Consider the following 20,003-nt stretch of genomic DNA (forward strand, 5'->3'; position numbering starts at 1 on the left):
ATGGGCGCATACCGGCCGAACAGGTGGGTATGACATCTCGTTTCAGCCGCCTTCCCCGATTGCTTGCCCTGTGCAACGACCGCCCGGAGCGGCGGTCACGGCCGGCCCCTTACTAACGGGGCGTCAGAAACTCTCCACCGGGGCGTACACGCCCCACACCTCCCGCAGCGCGTCGCAGACCTCGCCGACGGTGGCCCGCGCGGCCAGCGCCTCCTTCATCGGGTACAGCACGTTCCCCGCCCCCTCCGCAGTGCGGCGCAGCCCGTCCAGCGCCCGGGCGACGGCCACGCGGTCCCGGCCGGCCCGCAGCCGGGACAGCCGCTCGGCCTGCTGCCGCTCGACCGCCGGATCCACCCGCAGCGGCCGGTACGGCTCCTCGGTGTCCAGCCGGAAGCGGTTGACGCCGACCACCGTCCGCTCGCCGGAGTCGGTCTCCTGCTGGAGCCGGTAGGCGGTGCGCTCGATCGCGGCCTTCTGGAAGCCCAGCTCGATCGCGGCCACCGCGCCGCCCAGCTCCTCGACCCGGGCCATCAGCGCCAGCGCGGCGGCCTCCACCTCGTCGGTCAGCGACTCGACCGCGTACGAGCCGGCGAACGGGTCGACGGTGGCGGTCACGTCGGTCTCGTGGGCGAGCACCTGCTGGGTGCGCAGGGCGAGCCGGGCGGCCTTCTCGGTGGGCAGCGCGATCGCCTCGTCGAAGCCGTTGGTGTGCAGCGACTGGGTGCCGCCGAACACCGCGGCGAGCGCCTGCACCGAGACCCGGACCAGGTTCAGCTCGGGCTGCTGGGCGGTGAGCTGCACCCCGGCGGTCTGGGTGTGGAAGCGCAGCATCCACGAGCGCGGGTCCTTCGCACCGAACTCCTCCCGCATCACCCTGGCCCAGATCCGGCGGGCGGCACGGAACTTGGCCACCTCCTCCAGCAGCGTGACCCGGGCCACGAAGAAGAACGAGAGCCGGGGGGCGAAGTCGTCCACCGCCATCCCGGCGGCGATCGCGGTACGGACGTAGGCGATGCCGTTGGCCAGCGTGAAGGCGATCTCCTGCGCCGGATCCGCCCCGGCCTCGGCCATGTGGTAGCCGGAGATGGAGATGGTGTTCCAGCGCGGGATCTCCGCCCGGCAGTACCGGAAGACGTCCGCGACCAGCCGCAGCGAGGGCTGCGGCGGGAAGATGTACGTGCCCCGGGCGATGTACTCCTTCAGCACGTCGTTCTGGACCGTGCCGGTCAGCCGGGCCGGCGCCACCCCCTGGGCCTCGCCGACCAGTTGGTAGAGCAGCAGGAGCAGCGCGGCGGGCGCGTTGATGGTCATCGAGGTGGACACCCCGCCCAGCGGGATGCCGTCGAACAGCACGGCCAGGTCCTCGACGCTGTCGACGGCCACGCCCACCTTGCCCACCTCCCCGGCGGCGAGCGGCGCGTCCGAGTCGTAGCCCATCTGGGTGGGCAGGTCGAAGGCCACCGACAGGCCGGTGCCGCCGCCCGCGATCAGCTGCCGGTAGCGGGCGTTGGACTCGGCGGCGGTGCCGAAGCCCGCGTACTGGCGCATCGTCCACGGCCGGCCGGCGTACATCGTCGGGTAGACGCCCCGGGTGTACGGGTACTCCCCCGGCCGGCCGAGCCTGCTCGCCGGATCCCAGTCGGCCAGCGCCTCCGGGCCGTACAGCGGCTCGATCGGGAAGCCTGACTCGGCGCGGCGCGGCTCGGCTGCCATGAGGTCCCTCCACGGGATCGGCGGGGGCATCGGTCGGTCCTCGCAATGTAGGACAGGACCTGGAGCGGGACCGGGCGGCGCGGGCGCGGACACGGTTGAGATGATCGGGTGAACGACCGGATGAGCCCCAGGGAGTGGCAATGACCGAGCAGAAGGTGGCCGTGGTCACCGGTGCCAGCAGTGGAATCGGCGCGGCGACGGCCCGCCGGCTGGCGGCCGAGGGCTTCGACGTGGTGCTGACCGCCCGGCGGACCGAGCGGATCGAGGCGCTGGCCAAGGAGATCGGCGACGGGGGCGGTTCGGCCAGGGCGGTCACGCTCGACGTCACCGACCGGGCCGCCGTGGACGCCTTCGCGGCCGAGGTGGGCCGGGTCGACGTGCTGGTGAACAACGCCGGCGGGGCGATCGGCGCCGAGACGGTCGAGCACGGCGACCCGGCCGACTGGCTGGCCATGTACGAGGTGAACGTGCTCGGCGTGCTGCACGTGACGCAGGCGCTGCTGCCGGCCCTGCGGGCCACCGGCGACGGCACCGTGCTGGTGCTCTCCTCGACCGCCGCGCTGGCCGCGTACGAGGGCGGCGGCGGGTACGTCGCGGCCAAGCACGCCGCGCACACCATCGCGGCGACGCTGCGCCTGGAGCTGTGCGGGGAGCCGATCCGGGTGATCGAGATCGCCCCCGGCATGGTGAAGTCCGAGGGCTTCGCCGTCACCCGCTTCCGCGGCGACGAGGAGAAGGCCGCGGCCGTGTACGCCGGCGTGGCCGAGCCGCTGACCTCGGAGGACATCGCCGACACCGTGGCCTGGGCGGTCACCCGCCCCCCGCACGTCAACATCGACCTCCTGGTCGTCCGCCCCCGCGCCCAGGCCGCCAACCACAAGGTCCACCGCGCCTGACGGCGGTCGGATCCACCGGCGGCCCGGCCACCCCGTACACCTCTGGCCAAGGGCCTCGTCAGAGCCGCCCTCCTGAGGTGGGGGTGCCGGATCAGCGGATGCCGGATTAACAGATGAATGCGGGGAGGGCGCTGACACGAGGATGTCAACGTCACAACTTGATAGCTCGTCCGGATGAATTCCGCGCGCGCCCTCCCCAACTGATGACGGCTCAACTACCTTTGAGGAGCTGCCCGACCGGCGCCGTGACGCCGCCCGCAGCCCCCATACTTCAGCTGCTCCACCCCACCCCACTTCACCGGCACCTTCCCGCCCTCACGAGGAGGACCCGCTGGCCAGCGACATCCCGCCACAGCGGCTCGATCCAAGCTCCGAGCCGACCCTCCTCGGGCTGCACCGCTTCAACGAAGCCGATGCCGGCGCCGCCGAGGAGGCCCTTCTGGCCTGCTGCGGCAGCCACCGCTGGGCCCTGCGGCTCACCGCGCACCGGCCCTACCCCGACATAGAGTCCCTGCTGGCCGCCGCCAGCGAGGCCTCCTACGACCTCCGCCCGGCCGACCTGGCCGAGGCGCTCGCCGACGAGAGCTGGATGCCGCAACCGCTGCTCGGCATGCGGGCACCGGGCAGCCAGGCCGCGCACACCGCGCTGCGGGCCGCCCACGCCGCGTACGAGGCCAGGTTCGGCCACGTCTTCGTGGTCTGCCTGGAGGGCGTGGCCCCGGAGGAGATGCTCGACACCGTGCTCTCCTCGATCCGCACCCGGCTGGCCAACGACCCGGACGAGGAGCGGCTGATCGCGGCGGACGAGCTCCGCCGGATCGCCCTCACCCGACTGGAGCACCTGGTCGCCACCCATTCGGAGGCCGGGGCGCGCTGAGCCGCCGCCTCCTCCTCCCCCATCCCGCCCACTCCCTCTCCGCCCGCTACTTCTTCTTCGCCTGGGCGGCCCGCAGCTTGGCCACCTGCTGCCGGACGATCACCTCGTCCGGCGCGGCGGCCGGCTCGGTGGCGACCCCGAAGGTGGTGAACACCGCGAGCGCCGGCCCGATCCGGGCCAGCACCGCACGCTGCGAGAGCACCGCGCTCCCCGATTCATTCGTCAGGGTGAATCCGAGCGCGGCGTCCGCTCCCCCGGGGGTGGGCGTGTCCTCACGGTTCAGCCGGTGCCTGGTCCGGATCGGCGCCTTCTTCCCCGGCTTCTCGGCCGGCGGCGCCGGGGCCATCGAGGTGAAGGCGGCACACGGGCCGAACAGCGTCTCCAGCTCCGTCTGGAGCACGGCCGCCCGCCCCGTCCGGTAGCCGAGCAGGCCGCCGTACACGCCGCCCCTGGGGTCGGCGGTCCGGGCCACGCTCAGGTCGGTCTCCGCGTACGGGTAGCCCGGGGCCGGCGAGGCCGAGGCGGCGCCGGTCGGGGCGGCCGAGGCGGCCGGGGTCAACGCGTCCAGCAGCGGCTGGCAGGCCGGGACGTCCGCGACCTCCCTCCCCGCGCCCGCCCCGGTGTCGCCGTGGCCTGGCGTCATCACCGTCACCGTGTAGCCCGCCCCGAGGTCGGCACCGGCCACCGCGGCCGCCCGCAGCTCGGCCGCGGACAGCTCGCGGCCGGGCCCGGCCCGGTCCGCGGAGGAGCCGCCGACCGTGGTGCAGCCCGTGGCGAGCAGCAGCAGGGCCGCGAGGGCGGCGGCGGACGGTCGGACGGGGCGAAGCGGCACGGGGGCCTCGGCAGGGTGTCGGCGGCGGAGCGGGCCGCCACCGTAACGCAGTCGGGCCGTCACCCAGAGCGACCAAAGTGCCGCCGGTTCCCGTCCGGCTAGGCCAGTCGTGCCTGATTGATCACACCTGAGACCCCCGGAGGCGGTTCCCGACGCAGCGTCGATAGGATGCTGGCGGCCGGTGGACCGTACCTGGCCGGGCTGACCGACACCGAAGCCGGCCGAGCCCCCAATCGCTTCCGGAGGGTTTTTCCGTGCCGGCTGGAACGCTGTACCGCGGCCGGGAAGGCATGTGGAGCTGGGTGGCTCATCGAGTCACCGGCGTCCTCATCTTTTTCTTCCTGTTCGCCCATGTCCTGGACACCGCTCTGGTGCGAGTGTCGCCCGAGGCGTACGACACCGTCATTCAGACGTACAAGACTCCTCTCGTGAACCTGATGGAGTACGGCCTGGTGGCCGCCATCCTGTTCCACGCCCTCAACGGCCTGCGGGTCGTCGCCGTGGACTTCTGGTCCAAGGGCCCGAAGTACCAGAAGCAGATGCTCTGGACCGTCGTGGCGGTCTGGGTCGTGCTGATGGCCGGCTCCTTCTACGGGATCCTGCAGCACACGCTGATCTCCTGGTTCGGGAAGTGAGCTGACACATGTCCACGGAATACTCCGACGCGCTGGTCGTCCCCTCCGCGCACGCGCACACCGGCAAGGGCCTCGGCACCGGCAACCCGGCCGACGCGTTCGTCATCGAGCCGCCGCGCAAGCGGACCCCGAAGACCCCGCGCCGCACCCGCACCAACTTCGAGATGCTGGCCTGGCTCTTCATGCGCCTGTCCGGCATCGTCCTCGTGGTCCTGATCCTCGGGCACCTGCTCATCATGCTGGTGCTCGACGGCGGCGTCTCCAAGATCGGCTTCGCCTTCGTGGCCGGCCGCTGGGCCTCGCCGTTCTGGCAGGTCTGGGACCTCACGATGCTCTGGCTCGCCATGCTCCACGGCGCCAACGGCATGCGGCAGGTCATCAACGACTACGCCGAGAAGGACTCGACCCGGCTCTGGCTGAAGGGGCTCATGGGTACCGCCACGGTCTTCACCGTGCTGCTCGGCACCCTGGTGATCTTCACCTTCGACCCCAACATCTGACGACAAAGCATCTAATCGGCAATCGGCAGAGGCCAGAGGCGAGTTAGAACCCCCATGCAGATTCACCAGTACGACACCGTCATCGTCGGCGCCGGCGGCGCCGGCATGCGCGCGGCCATCGAGTCGACGCAGCGCACCCGCACCGCCGTCCTGACCAAGCTCTACCCCACCCGGTCCCACACCGGCGCGGCCCAGGGCGGCATGTGCGCCGCCCTCGCCAACGTCGAGGAGGACAACTGGGAGTGGCACACCTTCGACACGGTCAAGGGTGGTGACTACCTGGTCGACCAGGACGCCGCCGAGATCATGTGCAAGGAGGCCATCGACGCCGTCCTCGACCTGGAGAAGATGGGCCTGCCCTTCTCCCGCACCGAGCAGGGCCGGATCGACCAGCGCCGCTTCGGCGGGCACTCCCGCAACCACGGTGAGGCCCCCGTCCGCCGCTCCTGCTACGCGGCCGACCGCACCGGTCACATGATCCTCCAGACGCTGTTCCAGAACTGCGTCAAGCACGGCGTCGAGTTCTTCAACGAGTTCTACGTCCTCGACCTGCTGATCAACGAGGGCAAGACGGCCGGCGTCGTCGCCTACGAGCTGGCCACCGGCGAGATCCACGTCTTCCAGGCCAAGTCCGTCGTGTTCGCCTCCGGCGGCACCGGCAAGTTCTTCAAGGTCTCCTCCAACGCCCACACCCTCACCGGTGACGGCCAGGCCCTGGTGTACCGCCGCGGCCTGCCGCTGGAGGACATGGAGTTCTTCCAGTTCCACCCGACCGGCATCTGGCGCATGGGCATCCTGCTCACCGAGGGCGCCCGCGGCGAGGGCGGCATCCTGCGCAACAAGGACGGCGAGCGCTTCATGGAGCGCTACGCCCCCGTCATGAAGGACCTCGCGTCCCGTGACGTCTGCTCCCGCGCGATCTACACCGAGATCCGCGAAGGCCGCGGCTGCGGTCCGGACGGCGACCACGTCTACCTGGACCTGACCCACCTGCCGCCGGAGCAGCTGGACGCCAAGCTCCCGGACATCACCGAGTTCGCCCGCACCTACCTCGGCATCGAGCCCTACACGGACCCGATCCCGATCCAGCCCACCGCGCACTACGCCATGGGCGGCATCCCGACCAACGTCGAGGGTGAGGTGCTACGCAACAACACCGACGTCGTCCCGGGCCTGTACGCGGCCGGCGAGGTCGCCTGCGTGTCCGTGCACGGCGCCAACCGCCTGGGCACCAACTCGCTGCTGGACATCAACGTGTTCGGCCGTCGCGCGGGCATCGCCGCCGCCGACTACGCCAACGTGCACGAGTTCGTCGAGCTGCCCGAGAACCCGGCCGAGAAGGTCCAGGCCCTGGTCGACGGCCTGCGCGAGGCCGCTGGCACCGAGTCCGTGGCGCAGATCCGCAAGGAGCTGCAGGAGACCATGGACGCCAACGCGATGGTGTACCGCACCGGCGCCACCCTGAAGCAGGCGGTCGAGGACATCGCCGCGCTGAAGGAGCGCTACAAGAACGTCTCGATCCAGGACAAGGGCTTCCGGTACAACACGGACCTGCTGGAGGCCGTCGAGCTGGGCAACCTGCTCGACCTGGCCGAGGTGCTGGCCGTCTCCGCGCTGGCCCGCGAGGAGTCGCGCGGCGGCCACTACCGCGAGGACTTCCCGACCCGTGACGACGTGAAGTTCATGCAGCACACCATGGCGTACCAGGAGGTGGCCGCCGACGGCAGCACCTCCATCCGCCTCGACTACAAGCCGGTCGTCACGACCCGCTACCAGCCGATGGAGCGTAAGTACTGATGAGCACTCCTACCGTGGAGAAGCACTCGGCCGCTCTGGACGCGGTCGAGGCGGGCGGCGTCGAGCTGATCACCGTCACCTTCCGGATCCGCCGGTTCAACCCGGAGGAGCACCCGGACCCGGTGTGGGTCGACTACCAGCTGACGCTCGACCCGAAGGAACGCGTCCTGGACGCGCTCAACAAGATCAAGTGGGAGCAGGACGGCACCCTCACCTACCGCCGTTCCTGCGCGCACGGCATCTGCGGCTCCGACGCCATGCGGATCAACGGCCGCAACCGGCTGGCGTGCAAGACCCTGATCAAGGACGTCGACCCGGAGAAGCCGATCACGATCGAGGCCATAAAGGGCCTCACGGTCCTCAAGGACCTGGTCGTGGACATGGACCCGTTCTTCCAGGCGTACAAGGACGTCATGCCGTTCCTCATCACCAAGGGGAACGACCCGACCCGCGAGCGCCTGCAGTCCGCCGAGGAGCGCGAGCGCTTCGACGACACCACCAAGTGCATCCTGTGCGCCGCGTGCACGTCGTCCTGCCCGGTGTTCTGGAACGACGGCCAGTACTTCGGCCCGGCCGCGATCGTGAACGCGCACCGCTTCATCTTCGACTCGCGCGACGAGGGCGCCGAGCAGCGCCTGGAGATCCTCAACGACCGTGAGGGCGTGTGGCGCTGCCGCACCACCTTCAACTGCTCCGAGGCCTGCCCGCGTGGCATCGAGGTCACCAAGGCGATCCAGGAAGTGAAGCGGGCGCTGGTCACCCGCCGCTTCTGATCTCCGCCTGACACGGCGAAGGCCCGCGCCCGATCGGATGATCGGACGGGGGCCTTCGCCATGGGCTCAGCGCAGCGCGCCGAGGTCCTTCGGGGCGGACCAGCCGCTGAAGGTCACCAGGTGCCGGTCGGCGGTCACGGCCCACAGGTCCGGCGTGCCGTCCCCGTCACCGTCGCCCGAGCTCCCGAGGGTCGGGTAGGCGGCGGTGGTGAAGCCGGTGGCGACCACGTTCGCCTTCGGGTCCGCGAGCGCGGAGAAGTCGAGCAGGCCGTTCGACTGCTTCGGGACCGGGTAGGCGTGCAGGTCACCGGTCGCCCGGTCACGTGCCCACAGGGCGAGGTTGCCGGCCGCGTCCGCACCGGGGGCGATCAGGTCGTATCCGCTCCAGTCGCCGGTGGTGGCGATGGGCTGGGCGACGACGTAGTTGCGGGAGCTGTCGACATAGGCGTAGAGCTTGCCGTGCTCGACCGAGACGAGAACCGGCAGGGACGGCCGGGCGGCACCGAAGCGACCGCCGACCGGGACGAGCTGGTCGGCGCCCGACCAGTCCGCGACGTAGTCGCCGGGGCAGGTGATCGACGCCCCGGCCGAGTCGATGCACCCGGACGGCTTCCGCGCCAGGATGGGGTTCTGGCCGCTGAAGTCGCCCTGGTGCCCGTTGACGTAGACGTACAGGAACTTCGGGTTGCCCTTGGGACGCACCACCAGGTCATCGGCGGGACCATGGGTGTTGGCCCAGCCACGGTGCAGCACCAGGTCGTCCTGCCAGCCGGCCTGCAGCGGGGCGAGCGCGCCCGGGATGGTGGAGCTCGGAGTGGTGTCCGTCGCGCCGGCGCTGATGATCTGCAGGTTGCCCTGGGCGTCCGGGAGCAGGATGTCAGGCACACCGTCGCCGTTGACGTCGCCTGGGGCGGCCGGCTTGGGGCGCGAGTCCCACGGAGCGTAGAAGGTGTAGGTGGACGGCTGGCCGACGTTTCCGGCGTTGTCCATCGCCTGGACGGTGAGGACGTTGGTGCCCCAGTCCTTGGGCTTGAGGGTGAGCGCGGCACTGCCGCCGGCGCCCGCCTTCACGGTGTGCGCGGAGGCGCAGTCCCAGCCGACGCCCAGGGTGCCGTTCAGCACGTACTGGTAGCAGGCCACCCCGGAGGCCTCGCCGCCGGCCGGCGCGGCGTCGGTGCCCTTGAGGGTGAAGACGCCGTTCTCGCCCGCGTACTTGCCGGGCGTGGTGCCCGAGCCGCTCTCCGGGAAGTCGGTGGAGGAGACGGCCAGGCCCGGGTGGGTGAGGTCGACCCGGAAGTGGCAGGTCGCGGTGGGCTCTCCGGTACCCGCGGAGTCCGCGGACCAGGCCTTCCACGAGTAGCTGTGACCGTCCGCCAGGCCGCTGGTGGGGAGCTTGGCAGTGCCGGCGCTGGTGTCGGTGGTGGTGTCGACGATCTGGTCGTGGCCCGGGGTCGAGTCGTCCCAAACCGCGAAGCGCACCTGCGCGGAGGTGGCGGTGACGGTGAGCGCAGGGTTCGCGACCGCCAGCCAGCCGGGGGCGGTGGTGTCGTCACAGGCGTCGGTGTGCAGGCCCGTGGCGGCGAAGCCCGGTACGGGCAGCGCCTTCGGGTCAGTGACTGCCGTTCCCGGTACCGCAGCCGCCCCCGGCGCAGCCAGCAGGCCGGCCGCGATCGCGGCCGCCGTCAGGCCGCCGAGTCTGCGGGCATGTCGAAGTGTCATGGAGGTACCCCACCCCTTTGATCGAGAGATCTCGTTACGTGTACGAGCGGTGAGGATCTTTCCAGTGGGGACCGACAGCGGCAACGGAGATTCAGTCGGTGGCCGGGGTGCGGCGGGTGGCGCGGAGGCCGCGCAGGCCGATGGCGCCGACGGCGATGCCGAGGAGGAAGGAGGTGACGGCGAGGAGGAGGTGGATCCAGAAGAAGGCGGTGGGCTGGGAGTGGTCGCCGTTGGTGAAGGCCTGGCCGCCGGAGTCCTTCCAGAGGTTCTTGACGAAGGTGGTCCAGATGATGATCGACCAGACGCCGAAGGCGGTCAGGAACCAGGAGGTGCGGCGGCTGAGCTTCATGGGGGTCCTCGTCGGGGGTGGGGAGGCGGGGTGCGTCCCCCAGTATGCGCGGACCGCCGATCGGCGTAGGGCGGGCCCCTCGTACGGAGGACCGGCCCGGTGTGGCGCACAGCGGATGCCCCGGAGTGGGTACGGTCTGCGCGTGTCCACACGTCGTCAGAAATTCGCGCATCTGTTCGTCACGACCGCCGCGGTCCTCCCGGCCCTGTTAGCCGCCCCGGGGGCGGTCGCCGCCCCGCAGGAGCCGCCCCCGGCCGCTCCCTCGGTCGGCGGCGAGCGGCTCGGGCGCTCCGGCGTCCAGGTCTCGCCGCTGGCCGGAGCCCCGGCCCTGCCGAGGGACCTCACCGGCGAGTCCTGGATAGTCTCCGACGCCACGTCGGGCGACGTGCTGGCGGCCAGCAACCCGCATCTGCGGCTCGCCCCGGCCAGCACCCTGAAGATCCTCTTCGCCGACACCGTGCTGCCCAAGTTCGACCGCAGCACGGTGCACAAGGTCGCCGACGAGGAGATCCTCGGGCTCGGTGAGGGCAGCAGCCTGGTCGGCATCAAGGAGAACCTGGAATACCGGGTCGAGGACCTGTGGCGCGGGGTGTTCCTGAGCTCGGGCAACGACGCCGTGCACGTCCTGGCGCACATGAACGGCGGCGTCGAGCAGACCGTCGTCGAGATGCAGTCCCGCGCCGACGCCCTCCAGGCCCGGGACACCCGGGTGATCTCCCCGGACGGCTACGACATGGACGGGCAGCTCTCCTCGGCCTACGACCTGTCGCTGTTCGCCCGGGCCGGCCTGCGCAACCCCGACTTCCGGATGTACTGCGCCACCCGGCAGGCGATGTTCCCGGGCGCGGTGGACAAGAACACCGGCCAGCGCGGCAGCTTCGGGATCGCCAACACAGACCGCCTGCTGGGCAAGTACCCCGGCCTGATCGGGGTGAAGAACGGTTTCACCACCAACGCCGGCTCGACCTTCGTCGGCGCCGCCGAACGCAACGGCCGCACCCTGCTGGTGACCGTGATGCACCCGGACAGCTACCAGAAGGTCTACGACGAGACCGCGGCCCTGCTGGACTGGGGCTTCGCGGCGGCCGGAAAGGTGCAGCCGGTCGGCAAGCTGGTCGACGAACTCCCGCCGGACGGCGAGCCGAGCGGCCAGGCCGGCGGCACCGCCGGCGCGCCCCCGCCGGACTCCACCCCCGCCACCCGGCCCGGCGCCGCCCCCACTGCCACCCCCGCCGCCGAGGACGACGGGCTCGGCCTCGGCGGCTGGCTGGCCGTCGTGCTGGTGACGGCCGCGGCCGGCTACGGGGTGCTGGTCCTGCGGCGCGGCCGCCGCGGAGCGGCCGGCTGGTGACGGCCGGACGGACGGCCCGGCCTCAGGGTTTCTCCCGGGGCCGGGCCGCCGTCGTGTCCGCGGCCGCCTGCGCCTCGTCGGCCGCCGCCAGCAGCGCCCGGGCGTGCTCCCGGGTGCGTTCCCGGGCGGCCACCGGATCGGCCATCGCCGTCCAGGCCACGCAGTACATCAGCAGCCGGGAGACGAAGTTGATCCACAGCAGCAGCGCCACCGGCACGCCGAAGGCGCCGTACAGGCTCTTCCCGGCGACGGAGCCGAGGTAGGAGGCGAGCAGGACCTTCAGCAGCTCGAAGCCGACCGCGCCGATCAGCGCGCCCTGCAGCACGTCGCGCCGGCGCTGGCCGCCGATCCCGGGGAACGGCGCCAGCAGGTAGGCGAAGAGCAGCGTGTCGCACGCTATGGCGATGAGCACGCCGGCCCCGGTCAGCAGGTAGCCGCTGCGCAGGCCGGTCCAGTCGGCGATCCGCCCGGCCAGCGTCGTCCCGGCGGTGGAGGCGCCCACCGAGATCAGCGACACCACGCCGAGGCCGCCCAGCACCGCGCAGTCCCAGGCCTTGCGCAGCACCACGTTGGTGTCGTCGTCGGGCAGCTGCCAGACGTCCCGGATCGAGGTGCGCATGGTGTCCACCCAGCCGAGGCCGGAGACCAGCAGCAGCGCCCCGCTGACCAGTCCGACGGCGCCCGCGTTGGCCACCAGGGACGGCAGGTTGAGCGCCTGCGAGATGCCCGGCAGCTGGTCGGAGATGTGCTTCTGCAGGTCCGCCACCTGGCTGCTGCTGAGCGTCGAGACGGCGATCGCCAGGCCCACCGTGAGCAGCGGGAACAGGGCGAGGAAGCCGAAGAAGGTGACCGCACCGGCCAGCCGGTTGCCCCGGGCCGCGGAGAAGTACTCGTACACCCGGTACGGGCGGCTGCGCAGCACCCACGTGACGAGCGGGCCGATGACCGGGAGGCGGGTCAGGAAGTCCACCCGACCGGTTATACCGGTCCGTCCTCCGAATGGCCGTCAGGCTCGGCGCAGTCTCTAGCGTTTCACCAGGCGGCGGGCCCGGGCGAGGGCGCGGACGGCCTGGTAGGCGCCGTAGCGGCCGTGGCTGAGCAGTTCGGTGCGCACGCCGTCCACGCCGGGCGGCGGGCGGTAGCCGGCCGGCCGGAGCCGGGCGCAGTGGGCGGCGGCGCGGCGGAAGTACTCGCGGCGGTCGCCGGGCGGGATCCGGCCGGGCTTGGAGACGACGGTGTTGAGGTGGTGCAGCATCCGGCCGTAGACGACCGGGCGCCAGTGGTCGAGGTCGGGGCGGCGGTCCAGGAAGGCGAAGACCAGGTCGTACTGGGCGAAGACGTCGAAGTGCTTGCGGCTGGCGGTGGCCAGGATGTTGCCGCCCTCCTGGCGCTGGCGGTAGTGCACGCCGACCTCGTCGAGCAGGGTGATCCGGGCGGCGGCGAGCAGCGCCGGGTACGTCCAGGGGGTGTCCTCGTAGTAGCCGGCCGGGAAGACCAGCTGCTGGGCGGTGACGAAGTCGCGGCGGTAGGCCTTGTTCCAGACCACCTGGAGCAGGTCGAGCAGGTCGGGGCGGGCGGCGAGGTCGAAGACGTCCGGGGAGGCGGCGCCGAACACGTGGGCGGAGGCGGCCCGGGTGATCCGGCCGTCGGCGTAGGTGCGGGCGTAGTCGTAGACCAGGACGTCCGGGTCGCCGGTGGCGGCGAGCCGGTCGTCGACGCTCTTGAGCAGTTGGGGGGTGAGCGTGTCGTCGCTGTCGAGGAAGATCACGTAGTCCCCGGTGGCGACCTCCAGGCCGGCGTTACGGGCCCGGCCGAGGCCGACGTTCTCGGGCAGGTGCAGCACCCGGATCCGCGGGTCGGCGGCGGCGGCCTCGTCGAGCATCGGGCCGCAGCCGTCCGGGGAGCGGTCGTCCACCGCGATCAGTTCGAGGTCGGGGCCGCCCTGGCCGAGCACCGAGTCGAGACACTCGGCGAGGTAGTCCTGAACCTGGTACACGGGGACGATCACGCTGAAGCGGGGCACGGGCCCAGCGTAGTGGCCCCGAAGGGCCCCATGGCCCGGAGGTAGGATCGGTGCGCACGTACGCACCGATCCAAAGTGCGGTCAGGCCCTCAACGGGCTGCCACGCTCCTTCCCGAGAAAGGCCTGCGTAGCCGATGGCTCCCCGCCTCTCCATCGTCGTTCCGATCTACAACGTCGAGCGTTACCTGGTCGAATGCCTCGACTCGATCGCCGCCCAGACCTTCACGGACTTCGAGTGCGTCATGGTCGACGACGGTTCGAAGGACGACAGCGCGGCCCTCGCCGAGGCGTACGCGGCCAAGGACTCGCGGTTCCGGCTGGTCCGCCAGGTGAACAAGGGCCTCGGCGCGGCCCGCAACACCGGCATCCGGCACATCGACCCGGACGCCGAGTTCCTGTGCTTCGTCGACAGTGACGACTCGATGCCGCCGAGCGCGTACGAGTTGATGATCAACACTCTGGACGAGACCGGCTCGGACTTCGCCACCGGCAACGTGCTGCGGTTCCGCGCGGTGGGCTACTACCAGTCCGGCGGGCACTCGCGGCCGTTCAGGGAGACCAAGCTCAAGACGCACATCACCGAGGTCCCGGCGCTGGTCACCGACCGCACCGCGTGGAACAAGGTGTACCGCCGCTCCTTCTTCGACGCGGCCGGCATCCTCTACCCCGAGGGCATCCTGTACGAGGACGCGCCGGTCAGCGTGCCGCACCACTACCTCGCCAAGAGCGTGGACGTGCTCTGCGAGCCGATCTACCACTGGCGCGAGCGCGAGGTCGGCGAGATGTCGATCACCCAGATGCGCACCAACCCCAAGGGCCTGATCGACCGCGTCGCCTCGGTCGAGCTGGTCCGCGGCTGGCTGCGCAAGCAGACCGATCCGCGCTTCGCCCAGTACCTGCGCTCCTACGACGAGAACACCCTCGTCGAGGAGATCCCGATGTTCTTCTGGTCCGTCGTGGACGGCGACAAGGAGTACCGGGACGCCTACATCAAGAACGTCAGCCGGCTGCTGCGGGCGATCGGCCCCGAGCAGGTCCGCAAGCTGCGGGCGCCGCTGCGGCTCAAGTACCACCTGACCCTCCAGGGCCGGATCGACGAGTTCGTCGAGCAGATCAAGTACGAGGGCGAGAGCAACGGCGGCGTCCAGGCCCGCGGTCTGCTGCGCCCGTACGCCGACTACCCGTTCCTGCGCGGCGGGCGCAAGAGCGTGCCGTCCGGCGTGCTCAAGCTGGACAACTCGCTGGTCATGCGCAGCCGGCTGTACGAGACGGCCTGGGTCGGCGGGCGACTGCAGCTGACCGGGCACGCGTACCCGGAGCAGCTGGGCGCGGCCGGCAAGCACGACATGGTCCGCACCCTGGTGCTGCGCGAGGCCAAGGGCCGCCGGGTGATCGCGGTGCCGATGAAGACCCAGTACAGCCCCGAGGCCACCGCCAGCTGCCACCACGACCTGTACAGCTGCGACTGGGCCGGCTTCACCGTCGGCATCGACCCGAAGAAGCTCAAGCACCGCGGCCAGTGGAAGGACGGCAACTGGCGCGTCCTGGTGGCCGGCGCGGGCAAGGGCGGCGTCTACAAGGGCCGGGTCTGGGCCGGCTGGAGCGACACCGCGCAGTACATCCCGGCGCACTGGGTCGAGCCGGACGTGCGGATCGTGCCGTGGGTCCGGGACGGCTCCGTCTACCTGCGGGTGGAGACGGTCAAGGCCCGGGTGACCGGCCTGGCCTCGCACGACGGCCGGGTCGAGGTGTCGGGCGCGGCCCGCTCCGGCTCCAGCTTCGCCGGGGCCCGGCTGCGGCTCACCCACGTCGAGTCCGACCGCGAGCTGGCCTTCCCGCTGGAGCTGGGCGCGCCGGTCGGCAGCCTGCAGCCGTTCAGCGTGTCCTTCCCGGTGGCCGAGCTGACCGCCCTCCGCGAGACCTGGGCCGAGCTGGACCCGGTGGCCGCCGAGCGCGCCCGTGACCGCTGGGACACCGCGCTGGTCCTGGCCGACGGCAGCACCGTCCCGGTGACCTGGGACGACCGCAACGCCCCGGCGCAGCTGCACCTGCCGCTCAACCCGGACGCGCCGGTCGACCAGCGCCGGGCGCTCTACTCCAAGCCCTCCCCCAGCGGGTACCTGCAGTTCTCCGACCAGCTGCTGCAGCCGGTGGTGGACGAGGTCTCCGCCCGCGGTGCGGACGGCTTCCTGCTCAGCGGTTCGTTCCCGCTGTCCGGCGCGCACCGCTGGGAGCTGGTGGTCCGGCACGACTGGCGCGAGGAGGAGCACGTCTACCCGGTGGAGATCGCGGACGGCCGGTTCCGGACCGCGCTGCCCGCCGTGCCGACGGCCTCCTTCGCCGGCCGGGTGCCGCTCGCCCAGGGCACCTGGAACGTCTTCTTCCGCCCGGTCGGCGCCGTGGCCGAGGAGCTTCCGAGCTCGTACGCGCTGATCTCGCCGGACTGCTTCGGCGCGATGCCGCTGGAGGTGGAGTCCCGGGGCAAGCGCATCGTGCTGGAGCGCCGCCACCACGACGGCCTCTCCCTGGAGTCGCACTCGGCGCTGCTGCCGGAGGAGCGCAGCGGCTACCGGCTGCGCCAGCTGCGGTTCGTCGACTACCCGAACGCCCGCCGGCACCCGGTGCGCGACACCGTGCTGTACAACGTCGGCCTCGGCGGCCTGTACGCCGACTCGCCGCGGGCGGTCCACGAGGAGCTGGTCCGCCGCGGCCTGCCGCTGGAGCACCTGTGGGGCAGTGACGACCTCCAGGCCGATCTGCCGCAGTCGGCGAGCGCGATCCGGCTGTGGAGCCCGGAGTGGTTCGAGGCGCTGGCCACCGCCAAGTACATCGTCACCAGCACCCACCTGCCCGACTTCTTCGTCCGCCGCCCCGGCCAGGTGGTCCTGCAGACCTGGCACGGCAGCCCGCTGAAGCAGATCGGCCTCGATTTCGAGAAGGTCTGGTTCACGGACGCGAACTACCTGAAGGGCCTCGCCCGGGAGGTGCCGAGCTGGAGTCTGCTGGCGGCCGGCAACAGCTGGTCGGCCCCGATCCTGCGACGCGCGTTCGATTACAAGGGCGAGATTCTCGAAAGCGGTTCGCCGAAGAACGACCTGCTCTTCGCGGCCGACCGGGAGAAGACCGCCGAACAGGTGCGCGAAAGGCTCGGACTGCCCGAGGGCAAGAAGGTCGTGCTCTACGCGCCGACCTGGCGCGAGGACCGGCGCCGGCCGAACGGCGGGTACCAGCTGGACCTGCGGCTCGACCTGGCGGCGGCCAAGGCCGCGCTCGGCGACGACCAGGTGCTGCTGGTGCGCCGGCACAGCATGATGTGCGGTCAGATCCCGGGCGCCGGCAACGGCTACATCTGGGACGTCGGCAGCTACCCCGACATGGCGGAGCTGCTGCTGATCGCCGACGTGCTGATCACCGACTACTCGGCCAGCGTGTTCGACTTCGCCGCGACCGGCAAGCCGATCCTGTTCTTCACCTACGACCTGGAGCACTACCGCGACAACCTGCGCGGCTTCAGCCTGAACTTCGAGGCGGAGGCGCCCGGCCCGCTGCTGGCCACCTCCGAGGAACTGGTCGACGCGCTCGGCCGGGTCGGCGAGGTCGCGGCCGAGTACGCCGACAAGGCCGCCGCGTTCCGCACGGCGTACTGCGACCTGGACGACGGCAAGGCCTCCGCCCGGGTGGTCGACGCGATGCTCCGCGCGGAGTAGTGCCGAGCAGCACCGAGTAACACGGGGTAGCCCGCAGCACCCCCGAGAGCCCCACCGAGGCGCCCGACGCGAACCGCGTCGGGCGCCTCTGCGCTTTCCTGGGAATTCCCTGACAATATCCCTGGTCTTTGCCTGTACATTGCACTCGAACTAGTGTTTGTCAGCGAATTTCACGGGAAATTCCCCGGTTCGCACTGTTGACCCGGACGGCGTTCCGGTATGGGATATGAATTCGGCCCCGGTTTCCTCTCGGCATCGGTCCGGCGGCCCCGGTCCACCGCCCATGGCCCGGCCCCCGTCCCGAAGGACCCCCGCCATGCCTGCGCTCACACGGTTCGTCCTTCCACACGCCGACCCCCGTGTGAGCACCGACCAGCCCGCCGCCGACGAGGACGTCACCTTCGGCCTGCTGCGCGCCCGCTGGACCGGCCGCGGCCTGGAACTCACCGGCTTCGCCCGCCCGGACGACCTCGACACCGGCCGCCCCGGCTCCGCCTGGACCTGGCTGACCCTGCGCCACACCGACGGGACCCGGCCGCCCGTCCATCTGCGCTCCCGGCCCCGCCGGCTGCCCGAAGTCACCGACGACAGCGCCCAGCCCGAGCTCAACCACGACTGGTCCGGCTTCACCGCCCTGATCGAGCCCGGCCGGCTGCGCCACGGCGCCGACTGGCTGCTCGGCGACTGGCAGATCGAGACCACCCTGTTCACCCGCCCGCGCCCCACCCGGCTGCGCCGCCGGTACGGCGCCCTCGCCCCGCACTGGTGCGGCTCCGGCGAGTACCCGCCGGCCCACTGGGTGGACCACGACGTCCGCCTCCAGCCGTACTTCGCCGACGGGCGACTGCGGCTGCTGCTCGAACGCCCCGGCATCCGGCTCACCCACGCCACCCCCACCGCCGACGGCCTCGACCTGCGCGGCAACGCGGACTCCTGCCCGACCGGCACCGTGCTGCGGCTGCGCCACCGGCAGAGCGACGCCGTGATCGAACGGCCGGTCGCCCGCACCGGCAACACCTTCGCCGTCCACCTGCCGTACCGGCCGTTCACCGCCGACGGCCGCGGCAGCGGCGAACTGGAGCACTGGGACACCGAGTTCCTGCACCCCGACGGCAGCACCGAGCAGCTCTGCCCGGACGAGCGCGGCGGCCCGGTCGCCGGCCAGCACCGGCTGCCCGACACCCCGGACCGCGCCCTCTACCTCAAGCACCTCGCCGACGGCCGGCTCCAGCTGTGCGTCCAGCCCGCGGCCGGCCTGGTCGAGCGGATCTCCGTCCGGGCCGGCGGCTTCGAGCTCACCGGCCGCTGCCCGGACCGCGCCGCGGACCGGCTGGAACTCGTCCTGCGGCACACCGGCACCGCGAGCGAGGTCCGCTCCCCCGTCGAGGCCGACCAGGACGGCCGCTTCAAGGTCCTACTGCCCGCCACCCGCACCGGCGCCGACGGCACCGCGCTGCCCCTGCGCAAGGGCATCTGGGAGGCCGCACTGACGCCCGCAGGGCGGCCCGGCCCGAGCCGCCCGCTGCTCGCCGCACCCGCCGCCCTGCCCGCGCTGCCCGCCGCCACCACGGCCGGCGGCAAGCGGATCCTGCTCCAGCGCCGCTGGCACGACACCCTGCTGGTGGACTCCACCCCGGTGCTCACCCCCACCGAGCGCAGCGCCTGGACGCAGAGCCGCCAGCGCGCCGTCCACTACCCCGCCGCCCGCCGCGAACCGCTGCGCGAGGCCGTGCTGTACGACGTGTTCGGCGGCCGCGGCTACGCCGACTCCCCGCGCGCGGTGCACGCCGAACTGGCCCGCCGCGGAGCGCCGTTGGAGCACCTCTGGGTGGTCGACGACGCCCAGGCCGAACTGCCGCCCGGGGTCCGGGCCGTCCGGATCTGGAGCCCGGAGTGGTACCGCGCGCTGGCCACCTGCCGGTACCTGGTCGGCAACACGCACTTCCCGGACTTCCTGGAGCGCCGCCCCGGCCAGGTGGTGCTCCAGACCTGGCACGGCTCGCTGCTGAAGCGGATCGCCCACGACGTCGACAACCCCTGGCTGGCCGACCACGGCTACCTGGAGGCGCTCGACCGGGAGACCCCGCAGTGGAGCCTGCTGCTCTCCCCCAGCCCGTTCGCCACCCCGATCCTGCGCCGCGCGTTCCGCTACGACGGCGAGATCCTGGAGGCCGGCTACCCGCGCAACGACGTGCTCGCCCGCCCCGACGAGGCCGCCGCCGCGGCCGTCCGCCGCCGGCTCGGCATCCCTGACGGCAAGCGGATCGTGCTGTACGCGCCGACCTGGCGCGAGGACCAGCAGCGCGGTGACGGCGACGGCTTCCGACTCGGCCTGCGGCTGGACCTCGACCACGCCCGGCGCCTGCTCGGCCGGGACCACGTGCTGCTGATCCGCCCGCACGCGCACGTCCGCGAGCCGCTGCCGGGCGCCGGGGACGGCTTCCTGTACGACTGCGGGGACTACCCCGACCCGCAGGAACTGCTGCTGGTCGCGGACGTCCTGGTGACCGACTACTCGTCGATCATGTTCGACTTCGCCGTCACCGGCCGCCCGGTGCTCTTCTTCACCTACGACCTGGAGCACTACCGCGACACCCTGCGCGGCTTCTACTTCGACTTCGAGCCGCAGGCCCCCGGCCCGCTCGTCCCCACCTCGGCCGGACTGCTCGGCGCGCTGCGCGAACTGGCCGACACCGGCGCGGCCCTGCCGCCCGGGTACGCGGAGCGCCACCGGCGTTTCCGGGCCGAGCACTGCGTCCTGGACGACGGCGGCGCGTCCCGCCGGGTGGTCGACCGGATGCTCGAACTCGGAAGGTCAGTACGGTAGTTGA

14 protein-coding genes and 1 pseudogene are annotated in these 20,003 nt (G+C 71.8%); 9 read left to right on the forward strand and 6 right to left on the reverse strand.

The window, feature by feature from the left end:
- Nucleotides 1-123: 123 nt before the first annotated feature.
- Nucleotides 124-1,713, reverse strand: a complete 1,590-nt coding sequence (locus AB0R04_RS08210) for a methylmalonyl-CoA mutase family protein (protein ID WP_363369211.1) — start codon at nt 1,711-1,713, stop codon at nt 124-126.
- A gap of 140 nt (nt 1,714-1,853) precedes the next feature.
- Here AB0R04_RS08210 and AB0R04_RS08215 point away from each other — a divergent pair, with 140 nt between their 5' ends.
- Nucleotides 1,854-2,609, forward strand: coding sequence for an SDR family oxidoreductase (locus AB0R04_RS08215; RefSeq protein WP_363369213.1), 756 nt, complete (start codon nt 1,854-1,856; stop codon nt 2,607-2,609).
- Between the two features lie 391 nt (nt 2,610-3,000).
- Complete coding sequence (locus AB0R04_RS08220) at nt 3,001-3,486, forward strand: 2-oxo-4-hydroxy-4-carboxy-5-ureidoimidazoline decarboxylase (RefSeq protein WP_063349045.1); 486 nt, start codon at nt 3,001-3,003, stop codon at nt 3,484-3,486.
- A 46-nt stretch (nt 3,487-3,532) separates the two neighbouring features.
- Here the strand turns inward: AB0R04_RS08220 and AB0R04_RS08225 are convergent, their stop codons facing one another.
- Nucleotides 3,533-4,318: a hypothetical protein gene (locus tag AB0R04_RS08225; RefSeq protein WP_363369215.1), complete on the reverse strand. Its 786-nt coding sequence runs from the start codon at nt 4,316-4,318 to the stop codon at nt 3,533-3,535.
- Between the two features lie 254 nt (nt 4,319-4,572).
- Between AB0R04_RS08225 and sdhC the strand changes: the two genes are divergently transcribed.
- Genes sdhC through AB0R04_RS08245 form a run of 4 tightly spaced genes read left to right on the forward strand, consistent with a single transcriptional unit; the run spans nt 4,573 to nt 8,023 of the window.
- On the forward strand, nt 4,573-4,953 hold the full coding sequence (gene sdhC / locus AB0R04_RS08230) for a succinate dehydrogenase, cytochrome b556 subunit (RefSeq protein WP_063349043.1): 381 nt from the start codon (nt 4,573-4,575) through the stop codon (nt 4,951-4,953).
- An 8-nt stretch (nt 4,954-4,961) separates the two neighbouring features.
- The gene (locus AB0R04_RS08235; protein ID WP_063349042.1) at nt 4,962-5,453 is read left to right on the forward strand and encodes a succinate dehydrogenase hydrophobic membrane anchor subunit; all 492 of its coding nucleotides are present in this window, start codon (nt 4,962-4,964) and stop codon (nt 5,451-5,453) included.
- Nucleotides 5,454-5,507: 54 nt separating this feature from the next.
- Nucleotides 5,508-7,250 (forward strand): succinate dehydrogenase flavoprotein subunit, encoded by a 1,743-nt coding sequence (gene sdhA, locus AB0R04_RS08240; RefSeq protein WP_063349041.1) that lies wholly within the window; start codon nt 5,508-5,510, stop codon nt 7,248-7,250.
- Complete coding sequence (locus AB0R04_RS08245) at nt 7,250-8,023, forward strand: succinate dehydrogenase iron-sulfur subunit (RefSeq protein WP_363369218.1); 774 nt, start codon at nt 7,250-7,252, stop codon at nt 8,021-8,023. The genes sdhA and AB0R04_RS08245 overlap by 1 nt, the downstream gene beginning before the upstream one ends.
- A gap of 66 nt (nt 8,024-8,089) precedes the next feature.
- Here AB0R04_RS08245 and AB0R04_RS08250 read toward each other — a convergent pair whose 3' ends face one another.
- Both AB0R04_RS08250 and AB0R04_RS08255 read right to left on the reverse strand, forming a co-directional pair.
- Nucleotides 8,090-9,742, reverse strand: a complete 1,653-nt coding sequence (locus AB0R04_RS08250) for a hypothetical protein (RefSeq protein ID WP_363369220.1) — start codon at nt 9,740-9,742, stop codon at nt 8,090-8,092.
- A gap of 91 nt (nt 9,743-9,833) precedes the next feature.
- Nucleotides 9,834-10,091, reverse strand: coding sequence for an SCO4848 family membrane protein (locus tag AB0R04_RS08255; protein WP_063349038.1), 258 nt, complete (start codon nt 10,089-10,091; stop codon nt 9,834-9,836).
- Between the two features lie 142 nt (nt 10,092-10,233).
- Between AB0R04_RS08255 and AB0R04_RS08260 the strand changes: the two genes are divergently transcribed.
- Complete coding sequence (locus AB0R04_RS08260; protein WP_363369222.1) at nt 10,234-11,442, forward strand: D-alanyl-D-alanine carboxypeptidase; 1,209 nt, start codon at nt 10,234-10,236, stop codon at nt 11,440-11,442.
- A 22-nt stretch (nt 11,443-11,464) separates the two neighbouring features.
- Here the strand turns inward: AB0R04_RS08260 and AB0R04_RS08265 are convergent, their stop codons facing one another.
- On the reverse strand, nt 11,465-12,412 hold the full coding sequence (locus AB0R04_RS08265; RefSeq protein ID WP_363369224.1) for a YihY/virulence factor BrkB family protein: 948 nt from the start codon (nt 12,410-12,412) through the stop codon (nt 11,465-11,467).
- Nucleotides 12,413-12,610: 198 nt separating this feature from the next.
- A pseudogene (locus AB0R04_RS08270) lies at nt 12,611-13,465 on the reverse strand (glycosyltransferase family 2 protein); the annotation flags it as partial.
- 134 nt (nt 13,466-13,599) lie between these two features.
- On the opposite strand from AB0R04_RS08270, the gene AB0R04_RS08275 reads away from it, so the two are divergent.
- Together AB0R04_RS08275 and AB0R04_RS08280 are read left to right on the forward strand one after the other, a co-directional pair.
- Entirely contained in the window at nt 13,600-17,172 is a 3,573-nt protein-coding gene (locus tag AB0R04_RS08275; protein WP_363369226.1) for a CDP-glycerol glycerophosphotransferase family protein, read from the forward strand.
- 316 nt (nt 17,173-17,488) lie between these two features.
- Nucleotides 17,489-19,999 carry a CDP-glycerol glycerophosphotransferase family protein gene (locus AB0R04_RS08280; RefSeq protein ID WP_363369228.1) on the forward strand — a complete coding sequence of 837 codons (2,511 nt, stop codon included), beginning with the start codon at nt 17,489-17,491 and terminating at the stop codon, nt 19,997-19,999.
- The last annotated feature ends 4 nt before the right edge of the window (nt 20,000-20,003 follow it).

The sequence above is a fragment of the Kitasatospora sp. NPDC056731 genome (genome assembly GCF_040687675.1).
GTDB lineage: Bacteria > Actinomycetota > Actinomycetes > Streptomycetales > Streptomycetaceae > Kitasatospora.